The sequence below is a fragment of the Pseudomonas sp. 32_A genome (genome assembly GCF_017490905.1).
GTDB classification, from domain to species: Bacteria; Pseudomonadota; Gammaproteobacteria; order Pseudomonadales; family Pseudomonadaceae; genus Aquipseudomonas; species Aquipseudomonas inefficax.
Map to the genome: position 1 here is coordinate 13,552 of NZ_JAFGYI010000035.1, position 17,552 is coordinate 31,103.

Here is a 17,552-nt window from a genome sequence, read left to right on the forward strand (position 1 = left end):
CGTCAATAACATCCCTTGCTTTTTGCATATGACCGGGCTAGCCGCCTGGCGGTGCGGAGTTGGTCCTGGGTCACGATATTACGGGTAACCAATGTGTTGTAGATAGCTTCGGACATCAGTCGGATTTCCAGTTTGCCGCGCTTGAGCATCTGGTTTGGCCCCAGTCCTCGTAGTGCTCGCAAGCGGCGCTCCTCGTCGTGAACCATGGTGTGGTTGCTACGCTTGAGCGCCATTGCCGGGTTGCCTTTTACCCGGTTAGTCGTGGCGATACCTTTGTCCTGCATGAACTTGTGACGCATGATTTCATGGGCATCGTGGCCGTCTTTTTTATGAGCATCGGTGCCGAAGCCTGCGGATTCGCCTTCTTTGAGCAGCCCCCATGGGTCGATCCAGGTAAACGGGTTGGGCGCATACTCGTAAAGGTTCAAACCACCGGCCAGACCAATCGGGTCAGGCTGGGTAAAGCGGCCTATCTCCGGGTCGTAGAAGCGGAACAGGTTGTAGTGCAGGCCGGTTTCGCGGTCCAGGTACTGGCCCTGGAAGCGCAGGTTCTGTTCTTCCGGCAGACGGGTAGCCCGCTGTTCATCCCAGCTTGCGCCCCAGGTCAGGTAGCGCGCCGACCACACCTCCTCGCCAGCGTCATCGGTCAACTGCTCCGGCAGGCCGTTGATGTCATTGTGGTAATGCAGCACTTGCTGGTGAGTACCCAGGCTGTCCACCCGGGCCAGCGGTTCGTGGCCATCGTCCTCGTACAGGTACAGCGCCTGCCGGCCATTGTGCTGCTCGCCGAGCAGGCGCAGGCCACTCCAGCTGAAGCGGGTGCGGCCGACCACCTGGCCGTCGAGCGTCGATTCGATCTTCTCGGTGCGCCGGCCCATCGGGTCGTAGCGCATGTCGATGATGCGTTCCCGCCCGGGTTGCAGGTTGCGCACCTGGACCAGCCGGTGCTCGGCGTCGTAGCGAAAATGCTGCGTACCGCGGCGGCGGCTGCGCTTTTCCACCAGGCGACCGAAGCCATCGTAGCGATAGCGCTTGTCCTCGAAAGTGAGCACGCGGTTGTGCCGGATCAGCCCGGCACCTGCCGCCAGCGGGTCGAGCAGGTTGCCGGCCGGGTCGTAGCGGAATGCTTCGCGCTGGCCGGCAGGGCTGTCCTGGCGCCCCAGCACATGGCCGCAGCCATCATGCTGATAAGCCTGCAAATAGCCGCTGCCGGGGTGCTGCACCTCGCGTACGGCCAGTTGGTCGGCCGCGTCGAACTGGTACCGCTGCTGGTCTGGCGCCGGCAGCTGGCTGGGTTGGGTTGCCGGGCGGCGCAGCAGAGTGCGCAGGCGCCCACCACGGTCGTACTGGCGTTGAATCGCCAGGTTGCCCTGCAGACGCAGCGTCTCCCGGTGTACGCGGTCACGCTCGAAATCGCACACCACCTTGCCATCGAGGTTGATCTGGTGCAGGTGCCCGCTGCCGTAGTACAGGCGGTTGATCCAGCGGCCGTCGGGGACTCGCGTGCGGGTGACATTGCCGAGCGGGTCGTACTGGTACTGCACGCTGCCCTGCGCGCTGTGTTCTTCGAGCAACTGGCTCAGTGCATCGAAGGCGAAGCCCAGTTCCTCGACCTGGCCATCCACGGCGGTACGGCGGATCGCAACCACGTTGTCCAATGCGTCGTTGCAGTAGTCGGTGCGTCCCTCATCGGTATGGCGGGTCAGCAGGCGACCGCCGGCGTCATACGCCATGCGATGAATAATGGGCGCTTCTGCGCTGCCCGGTGCAGGCAGGAAGGTCACCTGGACAAGGTTGTCCAGTGGGTCGTACTGGTAGCGCCGCAAGCCGCCGTCCAGGTCGCGTTCGGCGATCAGCCGGTCGCCTGCATCCCATTCGAAACCGTAGGCTTCGCCATTTTCGTTGTACAGCGCGAGCAGGCGCCCATGGTTATCGTACTGGTAGCGTACCTGCCGGCCGAGCGCATCGGTGCGCAGTTCCAGTTGCCCGCGGCGGTTACGCCGGTATTGGGTAACGTGACCTGCCGGATCGAGGTGCTGAACCAACAAGCCGCTGGCATCGAGGGCAAACGCTTCGCTGCGGCCATCGGGCAAGGTCACGCTACGCAAGCGACCCTTGCTGTCATGCTGGTAGTCGGTGCGCTCGCCCTGGGCGTCGGTGATCGATCGCAAGTGGCCCAGGGTGTCGTAGGCGAAGCGGGTCAGGTAGCCGGAGCAGTCCCGCTGTTCGACCAGCAGCCCTTGCTCGTTCCAGCGCAGGTGGCGGCTGGAACCATTGGCATCGATGATTTCGACAGGGTTGCCCTGGCTGTCATGGCGATACCGTGTGTGCTGGCCCAGCGGGTCGGTTTCGCGCGTGCAGTTGCCGCGTTGGTCGTAGGCGAATGTCCAGCGGTGGCCGGCCTGGTCGGTCTGGCTGCGAGGCAGCGACCAATGCTCGAGCCACTCGGTCGACTCGCTACGCCCCAGCGGGTCGACCGTTTCGGCAAGGTTGCCCGACTCATCGTAGAAAAACTGCCAGCGTCCATCCATGGGGTCGCTCGCCGCGAGCAACTGGCGCTCGTCGTTCCATTCGAAGCGCCAGGTCCGCTCGAGTGCATCGGTGTAGGCGGTGATCTGATACTGCGGGTTCCAGTGGCGCACGGCGACGCGGCCAAGGCTGTCGGTCACCCGCGTGATGCCTGCGGCCACATCGTATTCGAAGGCGTAGCTGTCGCCGCCGTTGGTCCAGTGTCGCACCACCCGCCAACCGTCCTCATGCTGCGCCCATTCGTAGTTGCAACACAGGCCGCCGCCAGTACGGTGTTCGATCATGCGTCGGGCGGCGTCGTAGGCAAAGCCGCGCAGCGGCTGGCTTGCGCCATCCAGCACCTGAGCCAGGTCACCGTTGGCGTCATAGCCATAGCTGGCCAAGCGTTGCGATTCGCCGCTCGCCGCGTGGAAGTCGACGTGGCTCACTCGCTGTGGCCATTGCTCGCTGTAGCCGAGCCGGACACGCACCTGGTCGAAGGTATCGCGCAACTGGCAAAGGCGGCCCTGGTTGTCGTAGTCCAGGTAGATCCGGTTGTCGTTGCGATCACCGATCTGGCTAAGGCGCAGTCGGTCAGGCCGCCCCGGGGTCGGCTGGAACAGCCGATACTCGCCTTCGCGGCTTTCGGTCAGCAGCTCGCCGTTGTGCGCCCGGCGTACGCTCAGCCCTTCACCGACGCTGAACACCGCATCACCCAAGGTGATGATGCCCATGTCCACCCGGCGGGCCTGCTCGTCGACCAGCACCAGGTGATCGTCTTCGCTGACCTCTACCGAAACTTCGTAAGGCAGGCTCCAGCCCGCGCCGAACAAGCCATCGACCCGCTCGTCGTGGCTGTTGTAGAGGCGTTGCCAGGCGATCGGCAGGGTGGCCTGCACGGTGAAGTCGAGGTCTTCATCGCCACACAGGACCTTGCCGCCGGTCGCCGCATGTACCGGGTTGGGCGAACCGGCCATGGCCTGGGTGAGGGCGCTGGTCACCTGGCCGGTTACGACGCTGCTCACCCCGCCCACCAGCATGCAGCCGAACTTGCTGTAGAACTTGCCGCCACGCCCGCGCAGCAGCATCAGCGCGGTCACTGCCAGGCCGATGCCCGGCGTCTTGCCGCTGCGGATCTCGCGCACAACGATCGGTTCACCGCCGATGCGCACGTTGCTCGATACCAGGCCACCGTCGACGATCACCGCTTCGCAGGTGCTGCGGTCACCGCTGCGGCAGGCCGGGTGGCCATTGATCAGCACCTTGCTTGACCCTTCGGCCAGGTACTGCGGTGGCATTGGCGGGTGCTTGCTGCACAGTACCTTGTCGTCCGGTGCTGGCAAGGTATTGGCAGCGGGCGTGGCCACGGTCGGCCGCCACATCTGCGAGAAGAAGCCCTTGGCCATGTCCAGGAAACTTTCTTCCTTCGCCTCGCCAGCCTCGGCGCCGGCCTGCTCCAGCGGTGCCGGCGGGCCAGTGACGATGCCGGCAGCACGTGCCGCGCGCATGCCGTTGGTGCGGGTGTTCGGCGAGCCACTGATGATGGTGGCCTGCACCGACGGCGGGAACAGGAAATTGCCGATGCCCTCGCATAATCGGCTCAGGCCGGTATCGGCGCCGGTCTTGGCCATGACCACACCGACCACCAGGCCAACCACCGCGCCCAGCACGAAGCAGCCCAGGCCACCGGTGGCCACGGTCAAGCCGAACGCTGCCGCCACGGCGGCAGTGGCCAGGGCGCCGATGGCCACGGTGGCGGCGATTTCCAGTACACCGCCGACAATGTCCGCCAGCATCGAGGTGTGCATAAGCGCGTCGCCTTCGCGGGCGGCCCACAGGGCGTCGGACATGGTGCGCGATCAGCCCAGGTTGTCGAAGTCGAGCGACTGCTTGATGGTTGCCCAGTGCGCCGCTTCGGCCGCGCCCAGCGGGCTGGCCTTGACGTAGCTCAAGGCAAACATCTTGCGCGTGCCCGGCAGCACCAGGGCCAGCTGGTACTGATAGACCTTTTCCTGGCCCTTGCTGAACTGGCTGCTCAGCTCGATGGCGGCGATCGCCTGCTCGGTGCCTACCCGCACCGCCTGGGCAGGCTGCATGCGCAGGTCTTTGACCTGCTGCTGCAGGCGCTGCAACTGGCCGTCGAAATTGCTCTGCAAGGTCTCGCCTTCGGCCAGCAGGCTGCGGCTGATGATCAGCGAAGTGGCCAGCGCCTCGAAGCGCAGGATGTTGATGCTGCTGTCCTGCACGGCGGCATCGGGCAGGGCCAGGCGGAATTCGTTGACGCGATAACTCATGACAGGTCTCGTTACTGGTCGGAGCCGGAGAAGATCGCCTTCACCGAGTCGTCGATGGTCTTTTTCACACCCTGGTTGTCGGGCGCGGTCTGCGCACCACTGCCGACGTTCAGGTCGAGGGTGCCGTCGGTATTGATCTCGCCGTTCTGCTTGGCATGGAAGCTGAACTGCTCGCAGCTGATGTTGATCTGGCCGCTGGCGTTGAGCTCGATGACGCTCTTGCCGCACACCAGGCGCAGGTTTTCACCCACTTCGATCAGGTAGCTGGTGCTGACGCTATCGGTCTTGCTGGCGCCGACCAGCAACATGTCGTCGCGACGCACGGCGCGGATGCGGTCCTGGCCGATGGTGATGGTTTCCAGCATGCCCACCGTCTGGGTGCGGTTGATGCCGACGGCCAGCGTCTCGCTCTGCTCGACCACGGTGTCCATGTTGCGCTCGGCATGCACGTAGATCTGCTCGGCGCCCTTTTTGTCTTCCATGCGGATTTCATTGAAATTGGCCGGGCTGCCGCCTTTGCTCGAGCGGCTTTTCATGCCGCTTTGCGTAGCATTGGCGGGCAAGTCGTAGGGCACGCTCTGTTCTGCGTTGTAGACGCGGCCAGTGATGATAGGCCGGTCGGGGTCGCCTTCGAGGAAGCTGACGATCACCTCCTGGCCGATGCGCGGGATCTGCATCGAGCCCCAGTTCTTGCCGGCCCAGGCTTGTGATACGCGGATCCAGCAGGAGCTGTTCTCGTTGGACTGGTCGTGGCGGTCCCAGTGGAAGTGCACTTTCACCCGGCCATACTGGTCGGTCCAGATCTCCTCGCCGGCGGGGCCGACCACCACGGCGGTCTGCGGGCCCTTGACGATAGGCCGCACGGTGCTGCCCTGCGGGCGGAAGCTCTGCTGTGCGTCGATGCAGCTGAGGTTGCTTTCGAATTGCGCCGCGCCGCTGCCGGTGCCGCTTTCCAGGCGCTCCTGGTGCACGTAGTAGCGTGCGCCGACGATCAGGTATTCGCGGTTCTGGTCCTGGCGGGTGAAACCGCTGAGGCTGAACAAGTGACCGCTGCCCAGGCCTCGGGCGTTGCCGCGCAGCTCGACCCGCTCGTGCAGGCTTTGCAGCGATTCCAGGCGCGTACGCGCGTAATGCTCGCCATCCTGGCTTTGCTGGTAGGCGCCGGGGTAGTCGTACAGTGGGTAGTCACCGGCCTGATGCGGGCGTGGCATGGCCGAGCGCACGTCGATACGCGCGCTGGGGCGCTGGAAGTCGTAGTCGTTGAGCTCCAGGGAACCTGGCTGGACTTCCTGGGCCAGGTGCCAGTCGTTGATGTGGTCACGCTCGCGGTGCTGCCCGTCCGGCGGGTAGAAGGGCACGGTTTCGTAACCAGGTACCTGCGGGTGCGCGCCATAGGCGTCGGCCAGCACCAGCACGTGGCGCTGCGCTTCATGGCGGAAGAAGTAGTAGATGCCTTCCTCTTCCATCAGCCGGCTGACGAAGTCGAAGCTGGTCTCGCGGTACTGCACGCAGTATTCGCGTTCGCGGTAGCTGCGGCTCAGGGCATCCTCGAAATCGGAAAAGCCCAGATCGCGAAACACCTGCTTGATGATCTGCGGCGCGCTCTGGTGCTGGAAGATGCGGCAGTCGCTGGTGCGGGTCAGCAGCCACAGCCATGGGCGCAGGGTGACCCGGTAGCTGGCGAACTGGCCCTGGTCCACCGACTGGCTGCAGCGGGCGACGATGCCATGGAAGTAACGTGACGTGCCGAGGCCCTGCTGCACGCTCAGGCTCATCGGCTTGCCCAGCAGGGCGTTGAGGTCGATGGCCGGGTCGTCGCTGGTCAGCTGCAGCTCATAGTCGAACAAGCGGCCGAGCTCGTCGCTGCCGCCCATTTCGGCCAGGATCAGCTTGTCCGGCCCCAACGGGCTGTTGATCTGCGCCAGGCGCGTGAACTGCGTGAACAGCATGGTCGGTCCTGTCAGTCGGCTGCGCCGAAGTCATAGTGCAAGTCGTTGTCGTGGCGGCTGATGCGCACGCTGGCCAGCGGCTTGCCTTCGAGCATGCGGGTGAGGAACTCGCGGCTCATGTCCGGCAGCAGGCCGTTGGTGAGGATGGCGTCGATCATGCGGCCACCGCTTTCGGTTTCGCTGCAGCGCGAGACGATCAGCTCCACCACCCCTTCGTCGTAGGCGAAGCCGACCTTGTGCGTGCCTTCCACGCGCTTGCGGATGCGCTCCAGTTGCAGGCGGGTGATGGCCTTGAGCATGGCGTCGCTGAGCGGGTAGTAGGGGATGGTCACCAGGCGGCCGAGCAGCGCCGGCGGGAAGATTTCCAGCAGCGGCTGGCGCAGCTGGCTGGCCACCGTGTCCGGGTCGGGCAGGGCCTGCGGGTCGCTGCAGGTGCGCGCGATGAGCTCGGTACCGGCGTTGGTGGTGAGCAGAATCAGCGTGTTGCGGAAATCGATCTGGCGGCCTTCGCCGTCCTCCATCACGCCCTTGTCGAAGACCTGGAAGAAAATCTCGTGCACGTCCGGGTGGGCCTTCTCCACCTCGTCCAGCAGCACCACGCTGTACGGCCGGCGGCGCACGGCCTCGGTCAGCACGCCGCCTTCGCCGTAGCCGACGTAGCCAGGTGGGGCGCCCTTGAGGGTCGAGACGGTATGGGCCTCTTGGAACTCGCTCATGTTGATGGTGATCAGGTTCTGTTCACCGCCGTACAACGCCTCGGCCAAGGCCAGTGCAGTCTCGGTCTTGCCCACGCCAGAGGTGCCGGCGAGCATGAACACGCCAATCGGCTTGTTCGGGTTGTCGAGGCCGGCGCGGGAGGTCTGGATGCGCTTGGCGATCATTTTCAGCGCATGGTCCTGGCCAATGATGCGCTTGGCCAACAGGCTGTCGAGGTTGAGCACGGTCTCGATCTCGTTGCGCGCCATGCGCCCCACCGGGATCCCGGTCCAGTCGGCCACCACCGAGGCGACTGCCTGGTAGTCCACGGTCGGCAGGATCAGCGGGCTCTCGCCTTGCAGGGCGCTCAGGCGCCGTTGCAGGTCGGCCAGCGTTTCGCGCAGTTCAGGGTTGCCAGGCACCTGCGCGTCCTGGTCGACCACCCCGGCCTGGTCGCGCAGCTGGGCACGGGTGGCCAGCAACTGGTCGACCAGGGCCTTTTCTTCGGCCCAGCGGCTTTCCAGCGTGGCCAGGCGTTGGCGCTCTTCGGCCAGCAGGGTTTCGGCCTGGGCCTGGCGCTGCGCGGTAGGCACGCCGATGGCGGCTTCACGGGCAATGATCGCCTGCTCGACCTCCAGCGCCTCGATACGCCGGCGGCTGTCGTCGACCTCGGCCGGCACCGCGTGCAGGCTGATGGCCACGCGCGCGCAGGCGGTATCGAGCAGGCTCACCGACTTGTCCGGCAACTGGCGCGCCGGGATGTAGCGGTGCGACAGCTTGACCGCGGCTTCGAGCGCTTCGTCGAGGATCTGCACCTGGTGGTGCTGCTCCATGGTCGATGCCACTCCACGCATCATCAGCAGCGCCTTGGCTTCGCTCGGCTCGTCCACCTGCACCACCTGGAAGCGGCGGGTCAGCGCCGGGTCCTTCTCGATGTGCTTCTTGTACTCGGCCCAGGTGGTTGCCGCCACCGTGCGCAGGCTGCCACGGGCGAGCGCCGGCTTGAGCAGGTTGGCGGCATCGCCGGTGCCGGCAGCGCCACCGGCACCGACCAGGGTGTGCGCTTCATCGATGAACAGGATGATCGGCTTGGGCGAAGCCTGCACATCCTCGATCACCTGGCGCAGGCGCTGCTCGAACTCGCCTTTCATGCTGGCGCCGGCCTGCAGCAGGCCGACGTCCAGGCTGCGCAGCTCGACGTCCTTGAGCGCCGGCGGCACGTCGCCGGCGACGATGCGCAAGGCGAAGCCTTCGACCACGGCGGTCTTGCCGACACCGGCCTCGCCAGTAAGGATCGGGTTGTTCTGCCGGCGGCGCATGAGGATGTCGACCAGCTGGCGGATCTCTTCGTCACGGCCGACGATAGGGTCGAGCTTGCCGCTGCGGGCCTGTTCGGTCAGGTCGACGGTAAAGCGCTTGAGCGCCTCCTGCTTGCCCATCGCCGCGGGCGCCACGGCGCCGCTGGCTTCGCCAGGTTGCGCAGCACTGAAACCGTCGGTGGCGCCCAGGTGGTTCTCCGGCGAGTCGCCCACGTATTCGCTGAAGCGTTCGCTCAACGCCTCGACCTTCAGCTTGGCGAACTCGCTCGACAGCCCCAGCAAGGCGTGGCGCAGGCTCGGGGTCTTGAGAATGCCAACCAGCAGGTAACCGGTGCGCACCTGGCTCTCGCCGAACATCAGGCTGCCGTAAACCCAGCCGCGCTCGACGGCTTCTTCCACCTGCGAGGACAGGTCGGTGATCGACGTCGAACCGCGCGGCAGCCGGTCCAGCGCATCGGTCAGGTCGCGGGCCAGGCGCGCCGGCTCTATATCGCACTGGCGCACGATACGGTGCAAGTCGCTGTCCTGCAGTTGCAGCAACTGGTGCAGCCAGTGCACCAGTTCGACATAGGGGTTGCCCCGCAGCTTGCAGAACACCGTTGCGGCCTCGATGGCCTTGTAGGCGATGCTGTTGAGTTTGCCGAACAGCGCGGCGCGGCTGATTTCACCCATGGTCCTGGTTCCTTGTATGGTGGGCGGCGGCCGGCTGGTCGGCGTAGTACCGGGCCAGCTTCAGGTCGCGTGCATCGTGCGGAGGGCGGCCGAGCCAGGTATCGAAACCGAGGCGCTGGCCGGCATTGAGTTGCAACGCAGGCACCTGGTCCTGCGCGAGAATCAGGTTGAGGTCCCAGTCCAGTTCCTGGCCCAGGTATTCGGCGACCCATGCCGCCAGTTCGACGAAGGCCTGTCCGCCGGGTAGCAGGGCGTGGTACTGGTCGAGGCTGAGCGGGCCGAGGCACAGCCGGAACTTGTGCTGGCGGTCCCAGACGTAGCGGCCCAGGCACAGGTCCACGCCCAGGCGGTTGGCGCGCACGCCGAGCTGGCTGCGTTCGGGCAGTTCAAGCCATTGGCCGACGTATTCTTCAAGCGCCACAGGCACGCCGAAATACCCGCTGAGGATGCTGCACAGGCCGTCCGGGTAACGGGTTTGCGCGCTCAGGTGGCCGGACCAGTGCAGTTTGGCGGTGTCTGCCAACGCGCCCTGGCCTTGCAGTTCTGGTTGGCCACGGCCACTGAGCGCCGCCAGGCGCGCGGCCCAGTAATCATCACCCGGGCGATCGTGGCTGACGGTCGGTCGGGCTTCGGCCCAGGCACGGTAGAACAGGCTCAGCAGGCGGTGATGGAAGACATCGAGGAAGGCCTTGCTGGTCGAGTCGGCATGGTTGCGCTGGCGCTCGCGCATGTATTCGGTCAGGTGCAGTGGCAGTGGCCCGTTGGGCCCACCGAGGCCGAAGAAGAACTGCTCCAGGCGCGCCGGCTGGTTGCCGTCGGCGCTGACAGAGGCCAGGGTCGCCGGGGCGAACCCGCAGTCCAGGCGCTGGCCCAGGCGCACTGGCTCGTCGGCCAGGCGCAGGGAATGGCCGAAGCGTGGCAGCTCGGGGTATTGCGCCTCGAGGCGGCGCAGCGCCTGGAAGAAGTCGTACGCCCAAGGCTCGTCCTGCATGGCCTGCAAGGTGTTCATAAGGTCGGCCTGCGCCCCGGTTTGGCCGCCCAGCGCATGATCTCGCCGCGTTCGCTGGTGCGCAGTACCGTTTCGGTGAAGCTGTTGATCGACACGTAGCGGGTCAGGAAGCGCTCGAACACCGCGCCGAGCAGGAACACGCCGGTCCCGCGGAAGGCGTTTTCGTCGAAGGTCAGGGTGATCTCCAGGCCACGCCCGAAAACGATCGGCCCGGGCATCGGCAGGCGTCGGGTGCAGGGCTTGCTACTGACGTCGCGCAGGCCGTCGATCTGCAGGTTCAGGGCGCTGTCCTGCGGGTCGCCATACAGGCGCAGCAATTCGCGCAGGGCGGCGGCGCCCTGGCCATGCTCGGCCAGCGACAGGTAGTTCAGCGACAGCTGGCTGATCAGGCGCCAGGCGCGGTTGTCATGGGCATGGCTGGCCTTGGGCCGACTCGGGCCGGCCAGGCATCGCACGCCGGCGACCGGCGCGCTGTCGGCCAGGCTGAAGTCGCTGCGCCCGTCGCCAACACTCATGAACAGTGGCAGGTCGCGGTTGCTGCACAGGGCGCTGATACCCAACTGGCGCAGGTCGTGGCGGTAGGGCGCCTGCTGGCCATCGACCAGGCTGATGAACGTTTCGCTGCCCATGTAGCTGGAGCGGGTGCCATTGCGTCGCTGGTCGCTGGACAACACCCGCGGCTCGCGGCGCACGATGTAGTAGGCCTGGTCGCGGCCGTAGCGCGACGGGTCGCGCACCGCGTAGAACGGCAGGAATTCCTGATCCGGGCCGGTACCATGGCCGGTGACCCGCTGCAGGGAATGGATCTCGAAATCGGTGGGCCGGGTGCGGTCGGCGATCACGTGGTGTTCATGCACCCGATCGGAAAGGTGCAGGCGGTCGACACGGCGCGGGAACAGGTTGATCGCCGGGGTGCAGAACGGCACGAACTGGCCCGCGCCGACGCTGCCCTCCAGGCTCTGGTCGAAGCGCTCGAACAAAACCAGCACTTCCAGCGTCTGGCCGGTGCAGCGCTGTACGGCCGGCTCCAGCCCGGCAAAATCGACGAACAGGAAGCGCTGCGGCAGGGCGAAGTACTCCTGCAGCAGGCGGTAGCCCTGGAAGGCCTGGGGCACCACCGGCAACGCTGCTTCGCGGTCATCGAAGCCACACGGGCGCAGGGCCTGTTCGACCGGAATACGTTCCACCCAGTCGGCGCCGGGTTGGCGCACGAACACCGCACAGGCGCTGCCCAGCAGTTGCTCGTAGAGGCGGAACGGGGTTTCGTCGGCGCCGTTGAGGTACAGCGGCAGATGGCTGAGCGGCAAGCTGGCGAACGGCACCTCGGCGCCACTGCGCAGGGTCAGGCGCAGGCCGGCGCGGGCTTGCGGCACGCTGCTGGCCAGGCGCCCGAGTACAGCGCCGGGGTTGCCGAAGTACTCGGCGCGGGCTACCTGCAAGGGCCAGAGCGTGACGTCCTGGGTGCTGCGGAACTCGCATGGGGTCTGCGAGTTGCGCCCCAGGTTGGCGCGCAGCACGCTGTCACGCGGCAGGCGGAAACCGGCGGCCAGCGAACCCTCGTCGGGGTCGGTCTGCAGTTGCACCACGGTCATCGATGGGGTCGGCGCCAGGTAGTGCGGGTAGGCGATCTCCAGCAGGTTGTGGGTGAAGGTCGGGTACTCGGCGTCCAGCTTGAGCTGCACCCGTGCGGTGAGGTAGGCGAAGCCTTCGAGCAGGCGCTCGACATAGGGGTCGGCACACTCGACCCCGGACAGCGTCAGGCGCCCGGCGATTTTCGGGTATTCCCGGGCGAACTCCGCCGCACTCTCGCGGATGTGCTGCAGCTCCTGGTTGTACAGCTCGAGCAGGCGCGGGTTCATGCACGCCTCCGGCGTTCGGCAGGGGCCACGCGCACATGGCCGGACTCAAGGTCCACCTCGGTCTGCAGCAGCAACGGCAAGGCCGCCGGCTGGGCCCACAGGTCGCCTTCGATTTCGAAACTCAGGGCGTTGGCATTCATCTCGCCAGGTGCGGCCTGGGCCCGCACCTTGAGGGTATGAGCGAGGATGCGTGGCTCGTAGGTGGTGATGGCCTGGTGGATGATGCGCTCCAGGGCGGCCAGGTCGATGTTCGAGGCGCTGTTGCCGGCCAGGGCCGGCAGGCCGTAGTTGATCACCGAAGCCCCGGCCGGGGTGCCCAAGGTAGTGGCGCTGTCGAGCAGCGAAGTGGTGTTGAGCAGCCAGGCGAGGTCGCGCAGTACCGAGGCCTTGAGCTGGTGCAGGCTGAGCACGCGCTTGTCCGGGGCTTCCTGCGGGTTGCCCGGGTCGTCGTCGGTCAGACGGTCCAGCAGCGAGGGCTGCAGGCGGTCGCGGGCGGCGATTTCGGCTACCACTCGAACAACCCCACGAAGTTCTTCTGGTCTACAGGGCCGTTCCAGCAACTGGCGCCACGCGCCAGGATGGAGGGCTCCAGGCGCTCGCCCAGCTGGCGAACAGCCTGGTACTGGCTATCGCAACGGCCGGGCTGTGACGGGTCTGGCTGCACATGGCTGACAATAATGATCTGTGCGCCATTGAACTGCTCCACGCGAGGCTTGCCGCCATCTCGCTCCGGGCTGAGCTGGCAGGGCCAGGGCATGTCCAGCTGCAACAGCGAGGCATCGGCCTTGCGCAGCGCGCAGCGGCCTTCGTGGTTCACCAGCGCAAGCGTTTTCCCGGCAAGGGTAACCTCAGGCGCCGCGTTCGACGAGGGAGCGGGGGGCTGGGCACACGCATTCAGGGCGAACGCGACCAGCAGGGCCGGGATGGCTTTGAGCGCACGTTTCATTTCAGCTCCCAGAACCAGACGGCCTTGGAACGATGGGCCTGGTCGGCGAAATAGCCCGTGACCCGGCCTCTGTCCCACAGGTCGATGTGATCGCCGGTACGGTCGTCGAATGCCTGCCCGGCACGGGCGAAGCAGTCCTTGAAGAAAATGATGCCGCGCTTCTGGCCGAGCTTGAGGCGGTCGCCTGCACTGCCGCTCAGTTGCAGCGGGGCGCCGAGATGGTGCTTCCACAGCCAGTTGGCCAGCGACTCGGCACCCCGGGCATGGCCATGGGCACAACGTGGTTCGCTGTAGGTACCGGCGTTCACCTTGATGGTGTGCTCGCCGTTGAGCGCGATACTCATGCGAATGGCGCACTGGTTGTCCCAGCCGCCGTCGCAAGGCGAGGAGTCGGTCGGGTAGGCATTCCAGAGGTTGATGAAAGAAGGCTTGGCCATTGGGGTTCACCGTGAGCGGGTGAGGTGGGGAAAGGCGCCCGCGCCAGCCAGGCGGCGCGGGCGCGGTCGGTCAGATCTTGACGTTGGAGCGGATGTTCCAGCCGTACTTGATCGGGCCGCCTTCCTTGGTGCCGTCGGCTTTCTGCGGCTGATAGTCGACGGTGACCTTGGCGAAGTTCAGGGTCACGTGCTCGGTCAGGCGGTCGTCGCTGCCCGAGCCACCGGTGCTCAGCGAGCTGATGATGACTTCTTCAAGGTTGATGATCAGGTACTCGACCTGGCTCTCGCCACCGGCCTTGCGCACGGTCAGCTTGACCTTGTCGATGTGCTTGCCGCTGGAGCAGTGGGCCATCAGGTTGGGGCTGGACTTGTCGATGTACTTGGTGATCGACAGATCCTGGATGTTGACCTTGCCCGAGCCGCCGCCGCTGCCCATGTGCATGTTGCCGGACTGGGACATGCCCCAGCTCCAGTTGAGCACGTCGATTTCGTCCTTGTGGCCCTTGTCGTGGGACTCGCCCTTGATGTCGCCGATCTTGATGAAAATATCTACAGCCATGATGTCCTCGGTATTACGCGTCAGGTTGGCGGTTTGGTGCAGTTGGGGCTGTCAGGCAGCCCCGGGGGCGGTCAGGCCCCTTTGGCCGAAGGCAGCTTCGATACCAGGCGCAGCGACACGGTCAGCCCTTCGAGCTGATAGTGCGGGCGCAGGTAGAAGCGCGAGTTGTAGTAGCCCGGGTTGCCTTCGACGTCCTCGACCACTACTTCGGCCGCTGCCAGCGGGTGCTGGGCCTTGGTGGTCTCGGTGGAGTGCGCCGGGTCGCCGTCGACGTAGTTGAGGATCCAGTCCTGCAGCCAGCGCTGCATCTCGTCCTTCTCCTTGAACGAGCCGATCTTGTCGCGAACGATGCACTTGAGGTAGTGAGCGAAGCGGCAGGTAGCGAACAGGTACGGCAGGCGCGCGGCCAGGTTGGCGTTGGCGGTGGCGTCCGGGTCGTCGTATTCGGCCGGCTTCTGCAGCGACTGGGCACCGATGAAGGCAGCGAAGTCGGTGTTCTTCTTGTGCAGCAGCGGCATGAAACCGTTCTTGGCCAGCTCCGCTTCGCGGCGGTCGGAAATGGCGATTTCGGTCGGGCACTTCATGTCCACGCCACCGTCGTCGGTGGGGAAGGTGTGCGCCGGCAGGCCCTGCACTTCGCCACCCGACTCCACGCCACGAATGCGCGAGCACCAGCCGTAATACTTGAACGAACGGTTGATGTTCACGGCCATGGCATAGGCGGCATTGGCCCAGGTGTACTTGCTGCTGTCGGCGCCGTCGGTGTCTTCTTCAAAGGCAAACGCCTCTACCGGGTCGGTCTTGGCGCCATAAGGCAGGCGCGCCAGGAAGCGCGGCATGGTCAGGCCGATGTAGCGCGAGTCTTCGGACTCACGCAGCGAGCGCCAGCCGGCATATTCCGGTGTGGTGAAGATCTTGGTCAGGTCGCGCGGGTTGCTCAGTTCCTGCCAGGAGCCCATGCCCATCACGGTCGGCGAGGCGGCGGCAATGAACGGCGCGTGCATAGAGGCGCAGATCTTCGACATCTCGCCCAGCAGTTCGACGTCGGGTGGCGACTGGTCGAAGTAGTAGTCACCGACCAGGCAGCCATAGGGTTCGCCGCCGAACTGGCCGTACTCTTCCTCGTACAGCTTCTTGAACACCGGGCTCTGGTCCCAGGCGGTGCCCTTGAACTTCTTCAAGGTCTTGTGCAGCTCGGTCTTCGAGACGTTGAGCACGCGAATCTTCAGCTGCTCGTCGCTCTCAGTGTTGTTCACCAGGTAGTGCAGGCCACGCCAGGCGCTTTCCAGCTGCTGGAAGTCGTCGTGATGGATGATCTGGTTGACCTGCGCGGTCAGCTTGGCGTCGATGGCGGCAATGATCTGCTCGATCGAGCCGATGGCATCGTCGGATACCAGGCTGGTCTGCGCCAGGGCCTGCTCGGCCAGCGTGCGCACGGCGCTTTCGACCGCTTCCTTGGCACGTTCGGTCTTGGGCTTGAATTCCTGCAGCAGCAGGTTGGCGAACTCGCTCGGGTCCTGGGTGGCAGCTGCCGGCTGGCCCTGGGCGTCGCGCAATGGATCGTTCATGAGCTGTCTCCTCAGGCCTTGGGCTCGTTGTCGACGGGTTTCGGTGCGCTGGCCAGGGCCTGCAGCAGGGCCGGGTCCTTGATGGCCTTGAGGATGATGTCCTCGGCACCGGTCTTGCCGTCCATGTAGGTCAGCAGGTTGGCCAATTGGGTGCGGGCCTCGAGCAACTGGTTGAGGGCATCGACCTTGCGTGCCACGGCGGCCGGGCTGAAGTCGTCCATGCTCTCGAAGGTGATGTCCAGGCTCAGGTTGCCTTCGCCGGTCAGTTCGTTGGGCACGTTGAAGGCCACGCGTGGCTTCATCGCCTTCAGGCGCGAGTCGAAGTTGTCGACGTCGATTTCCAGGAACTTGCGCTCGGCCACCGCTGGCAGCGGCTCGGCCGGCTTGCCGGCAAGGTCCGACAGCACGCCCATGACGAACGGCAACTGGACTTTCTTCTCGGCGCCGTAGAGCTCGACGTCATATTCGATCTGCACCCGCGGCGCACGGTTGCGCGCGATGAATTTCTGGGAGCTGTCTTTCGCCACGTTGTTCCTCCTGGTCGCCGGTGCGGCGGGGCTGTTTGTTGCGGGCGTCGGTGTTGATGCGGGCCGAGGACGTCAGTTGTCCTCGGGGCCGCGCAGGTTCTCGAATTGCGACCAGCCATCGGGGATCAGGTCGCGCACAATGGTTGCGAAATCGGCATTGACCAGCTTCTTCGCCCGGTGCAGCAGTACCGGCAGCGGGCTGGAGGGTTCGTGGCGTGCGTAGTACTGCAACAGGCGGTCGAGGCTCAGCTGCACGTCTTCGCGGCTGTTGACTTCGCCGGGGCGGGCAGCCGGCCGTGTGTCGGGGGCAGCACCGGCGATCGTCAGCCGGTCGTCATCGCTTTCGGCAGATGGCGCGTTAGCGGCTTCCGGGGCTGGGCCCGCCCCGTCGGGGCAGTAGTCGGCCAGTACCTGCTGCACCTGGCGCAGCGGCTGGCGCAAGGCTGACAAATCGATACCACTGGCCGATCCGACCTGGTCGTTGACCCGGTTCTCGATGGCGTCCACGGCCTCGCGGGCCAGCCGCAACGCCTCTTGGCATTGCTGCAACTGGTCGGCGTCGGCGTCACGCAGGGCGGCGGCCAGTTCCTCGGCGCTGAGCTGTTCGCTGGCGAAATGCTGCACGCCTGCGGCGTGCAGCGCCGCGCGCAGGGTGACCGGGCCGAAGGCACGTGAGCGCACCAGCACGGCGTCACGCAGCAGCGCGATGTTGGTGTCGCAGGTCAGGCCGGCCAGGGCGTTGACCCGTACCGTTGGGTCGTTGTCGTCGGCGGCGTCCAGTTGTGGGTGCAGGTGCAGCCAATACTCGCCGAGCAGGTCGCGGATCAGTTCCAGGCTGGCGGCAAGCCCTGGCAGGCCGTGCAGGGCCAGGTTGGCCTGAAGCAGGAAATGGGTGATGCGCAGGTCCTTGCTGCGTTGCAGCAAGGTCGTGCTTGCCTGCTCGATATCGCGCCACTGCGGTGGCTCTGCAGGCTGCACAGCGTCGCCCATGACGCGCTCGGGGCGGCCCTGGGCGTCACGTTCCAGTTGCAGAAACTCGGCGTCATATTCGAGGTCATCGCCGCAGGGGAAGTCAGCGGAAACAGCGGCGAGCAACGGCGATGCGTTCACCAGAATTCGATCTCCATATCGGCCCTTGGTGAGGGCGTGTTGTGTGTGCGTAGTTGCAAGTGTGAACTGGCGCACAAACTTTCCAAAGAGTGCCGGGGT

Annotated in this window: 13 protein-coding genes; all 13 read right to left on the reverse strand. The window is 65.6% G+C overall.

Going from position 1 to position 17,552, the window contains the following annotated elements; all coding sequences use genetic code 11:
* Positions 1 to 2: 2 nt before the first annotated feature.
* Entirely contained in the window at positions 3 to 4,358 is a 4,356-nt protein-coding gene (locus J5M58_RS19560) for an RHS repeat-associated core domain-containing protein (protein ID WP_207879232.1), read from the reverse strand.
* A gap of 9 nt (positions 4,359 to 4,367) precedes the next feature.
* A complete protein-coding gene (locus J5M58_RS19565; RefSeq protein ID WP_112253429.1) occupies positions 4,368 to 4,802 on the reverse strand; it encodes a DcrB-related protein in 435 nt (144 codons plus the stop codon).
* Positions 4,803 to 4,813: 11 nt separating this feature from the next.
* On the reverse strand, positions 4,814 to 6,751 hold the full coding sequence (locus tag J5M58_RS19570; RefSeq protein WP_207879233.1) for a type VI secretion system tip protein VgrG: 1,938 nt from the start codon (positions 6,749 to 6,751) through the stop codon (positions 4,814 to 4,816).
* 11 nt (positions 6,752 to 6,762) lie between these two features.
* Entirely contained in the window at positions 6,763 to 9,438 is a 2,676-nt protein-coding gene (gene tssH, locus J5M58_RS19575; protein WP_207879235.1) for a type VI secretion system ATPase TssH, read from the reverse strand.
* Positions 9,431 to 10,447, reverse strand: coding sequence for a type VI secretion system baseplate subunit TssG (gene tssG, locus J5M58_RS19580; protein ID WP_112253432.1), 1,017 nt, complete (start codon positions 10,445 to 10,447; stop codon positions 9,431 to 9,433). Before tssG ends, tssH begins: the two co-directional genes overlap by 8 nt.
* On the reverse strand, positions 10,444 to 12,306 hold the full coding sequence (gene tssF, locus J5M58_RS19585; RefSeq protein ID WP_112253433.1) for a type VI secretion system baseplate subunit TssF: 1,863 nt from the start codon (positions 12,304 to 12,306) through the stop codon (positions 10,444 to 10,446). Before tssF ends, tssG begins: the two co-directional genes overlap by 4 nt.
* Positions 12,303 to 12,818: a type VI secretion system baseplate subunit TssE gene (gene tssE / locus J5M58_RS19590; protein WP_112253434.1), complete on the reverse strand. Its 516-nt coding sequence runs from the start codon at positions 12,816 to 12,818 to the stop codon at positions 12,303 to 12,305. The genes tssF and tssE overlap by 4 nt, the downstream gene beginning before the upstream one ends.
* Positions 12,812 to 13,252 (reverse strand): hypothetical protein, encoded by a 441-nt coding sequence (locus J5M58_RS19595; protein WP_207879237.1) that lies wholly within the window; start codon positions 13,250 to 13,252, stop codon positions 12,812 to 12,814. Before J5M58_RS19595 ends, tssE begins: the two co-directional genes overlap by 7 nt.
* Complete coding sequence (locus J5M58_RS19600) at positions 13,249 to 13,689, reverse strand: type VI secretion system amidase effector protein Tae4 (protein WP_207879239.1); 441 nt, start codon at positions 13,687 to 13,689, stop codon at positions 13,249 to 13,251. Before J5M58_RS19600 ends, J5M58_RS19595 begins: the two co-directional genes overlap by 4 nt.
* 70 nt (positions 13,690 to 13,759) lie before the next feature.
* Positions 13,760 to 14,248, reverse strand: coding sequence for a type VI secretion system tube protein Hcp (locus J5M58_RS19605; protein ID WP_112253436.1), 489 nt, complete (start codon positions 14,246 to 14,248; stop codon positions 13,760 to 13,762).
* A 71-nt stretch (positions 14,249 to 14,319) separates the two neighbouring features.
* The gene (tssC, locus tag J5M58_RS19610) at positions 14,320 to 15,816 is read right to left on the reverse strand and encodes a type VI secretion system contractile sheath large subunit (RefSeq protein ID WP_133974866.1); all 1,497 of its coding nucleotides are present in this window, start codon (positions 15,814 to 15,816) and stop codon (positions 14,320 to 14,322) included.
* Positions 15,817 to 15,827: 11 nt separating this feature from the next.
* A complete protein-coding gene (gene tssB, locus J5M58_RS19615) occupies positions 15,828 to 16,343 on the reverse strand; it encodes a type VI secretion system contractile sheath small subunit (RefSeq protein WP_025340314.1) in 516 nt (171 codons plus the stop codon).
* 72 nt (positions 16,344 to 16,415) lie between these two features.
* The gene (gene tssA / locus J5M58_RS19620; protein ID WP_207879241.1) at positions 16,416 to 17,453 is read right to left on the reverse strand and encodes a type VI secretion system protein TssA; all 1,038 of its coding nucleotides are present in this window, start codon (positions 17,451 to 17,453) and stop codon (positions 16,416 to 16,418) included.
* Positions 17,454 to 17,552: the final 99 nt, after the last annotated feature.

Coding starts and splice junctions, on each gene's coding strand:
- J5M58_RS19565 (WP_112253429.1), bottom strand. CDS start 4,802: ATGAGTTATCGCGTCAACGAATTCCGCCTGGCCCTGCCCGATGCCGCC.
- tssC (WP_133974866.1), bottom strand. CDS start 15,816: ATGAACGATCCATTGCGCGACGCCCAGGGCCAGCCGGCAGCTGCCACC.
- tssF (WP_112253433.1), bottom strand. CDS start 12,306: ATGAACCCGCGCCTGCTCGAGCTGTACAACCAGGAGCTGCAGCACATC.
- tssG (WP_112253432.1), bottom strand. CDS start 10,447: ATGAACACCTTGCAGGCCATGCAGGACGAGCCTTGGGCGTACGACTTC.
- J5M58_RS19560 (WP_207879232.1), bottom strand. CDS start 4,358: ATGTCCGACGCCCTGTGGGCCGCCCGCGAAGGCGACGCGCTTATGCAC.
- tssH (WP_207879235.1), bottom strand. CDS start 9,438: ATGGGTGAAATCAGCCGCGCCGCGCTGTTCGGCAAACTCAACAGCATC.
- J5M58_RS19595 (WP_207879237.1), bottom strand. CDS start 13,252: ATGAAACGTGCGCTCAAAGCCATCCCGGCCCTGCTGGTCGCGTTCGCC.
- J5M58_RS19570 (WP_207879233.1), bottom strand. CDS start 6,751: ATGCTGTTCACGCAGTTCACGCGCCTGGCGCAGATCAACAGCCCGTTG.
- J5M58_RS19600 (WP_207879239.1), bottom strand. CDS start 13,689: ATGGCCAAGCCTTCTTTCATCAACCTCTGGAATGCCTACCCGACCGAC.
- J5M58_RS19605 (WP_112253436.1), bottom strand. CDS start 14,248: ATGGCTGTAGATATTTTCATCAAGATCGGCGACATCAAGGGCGAGTCC.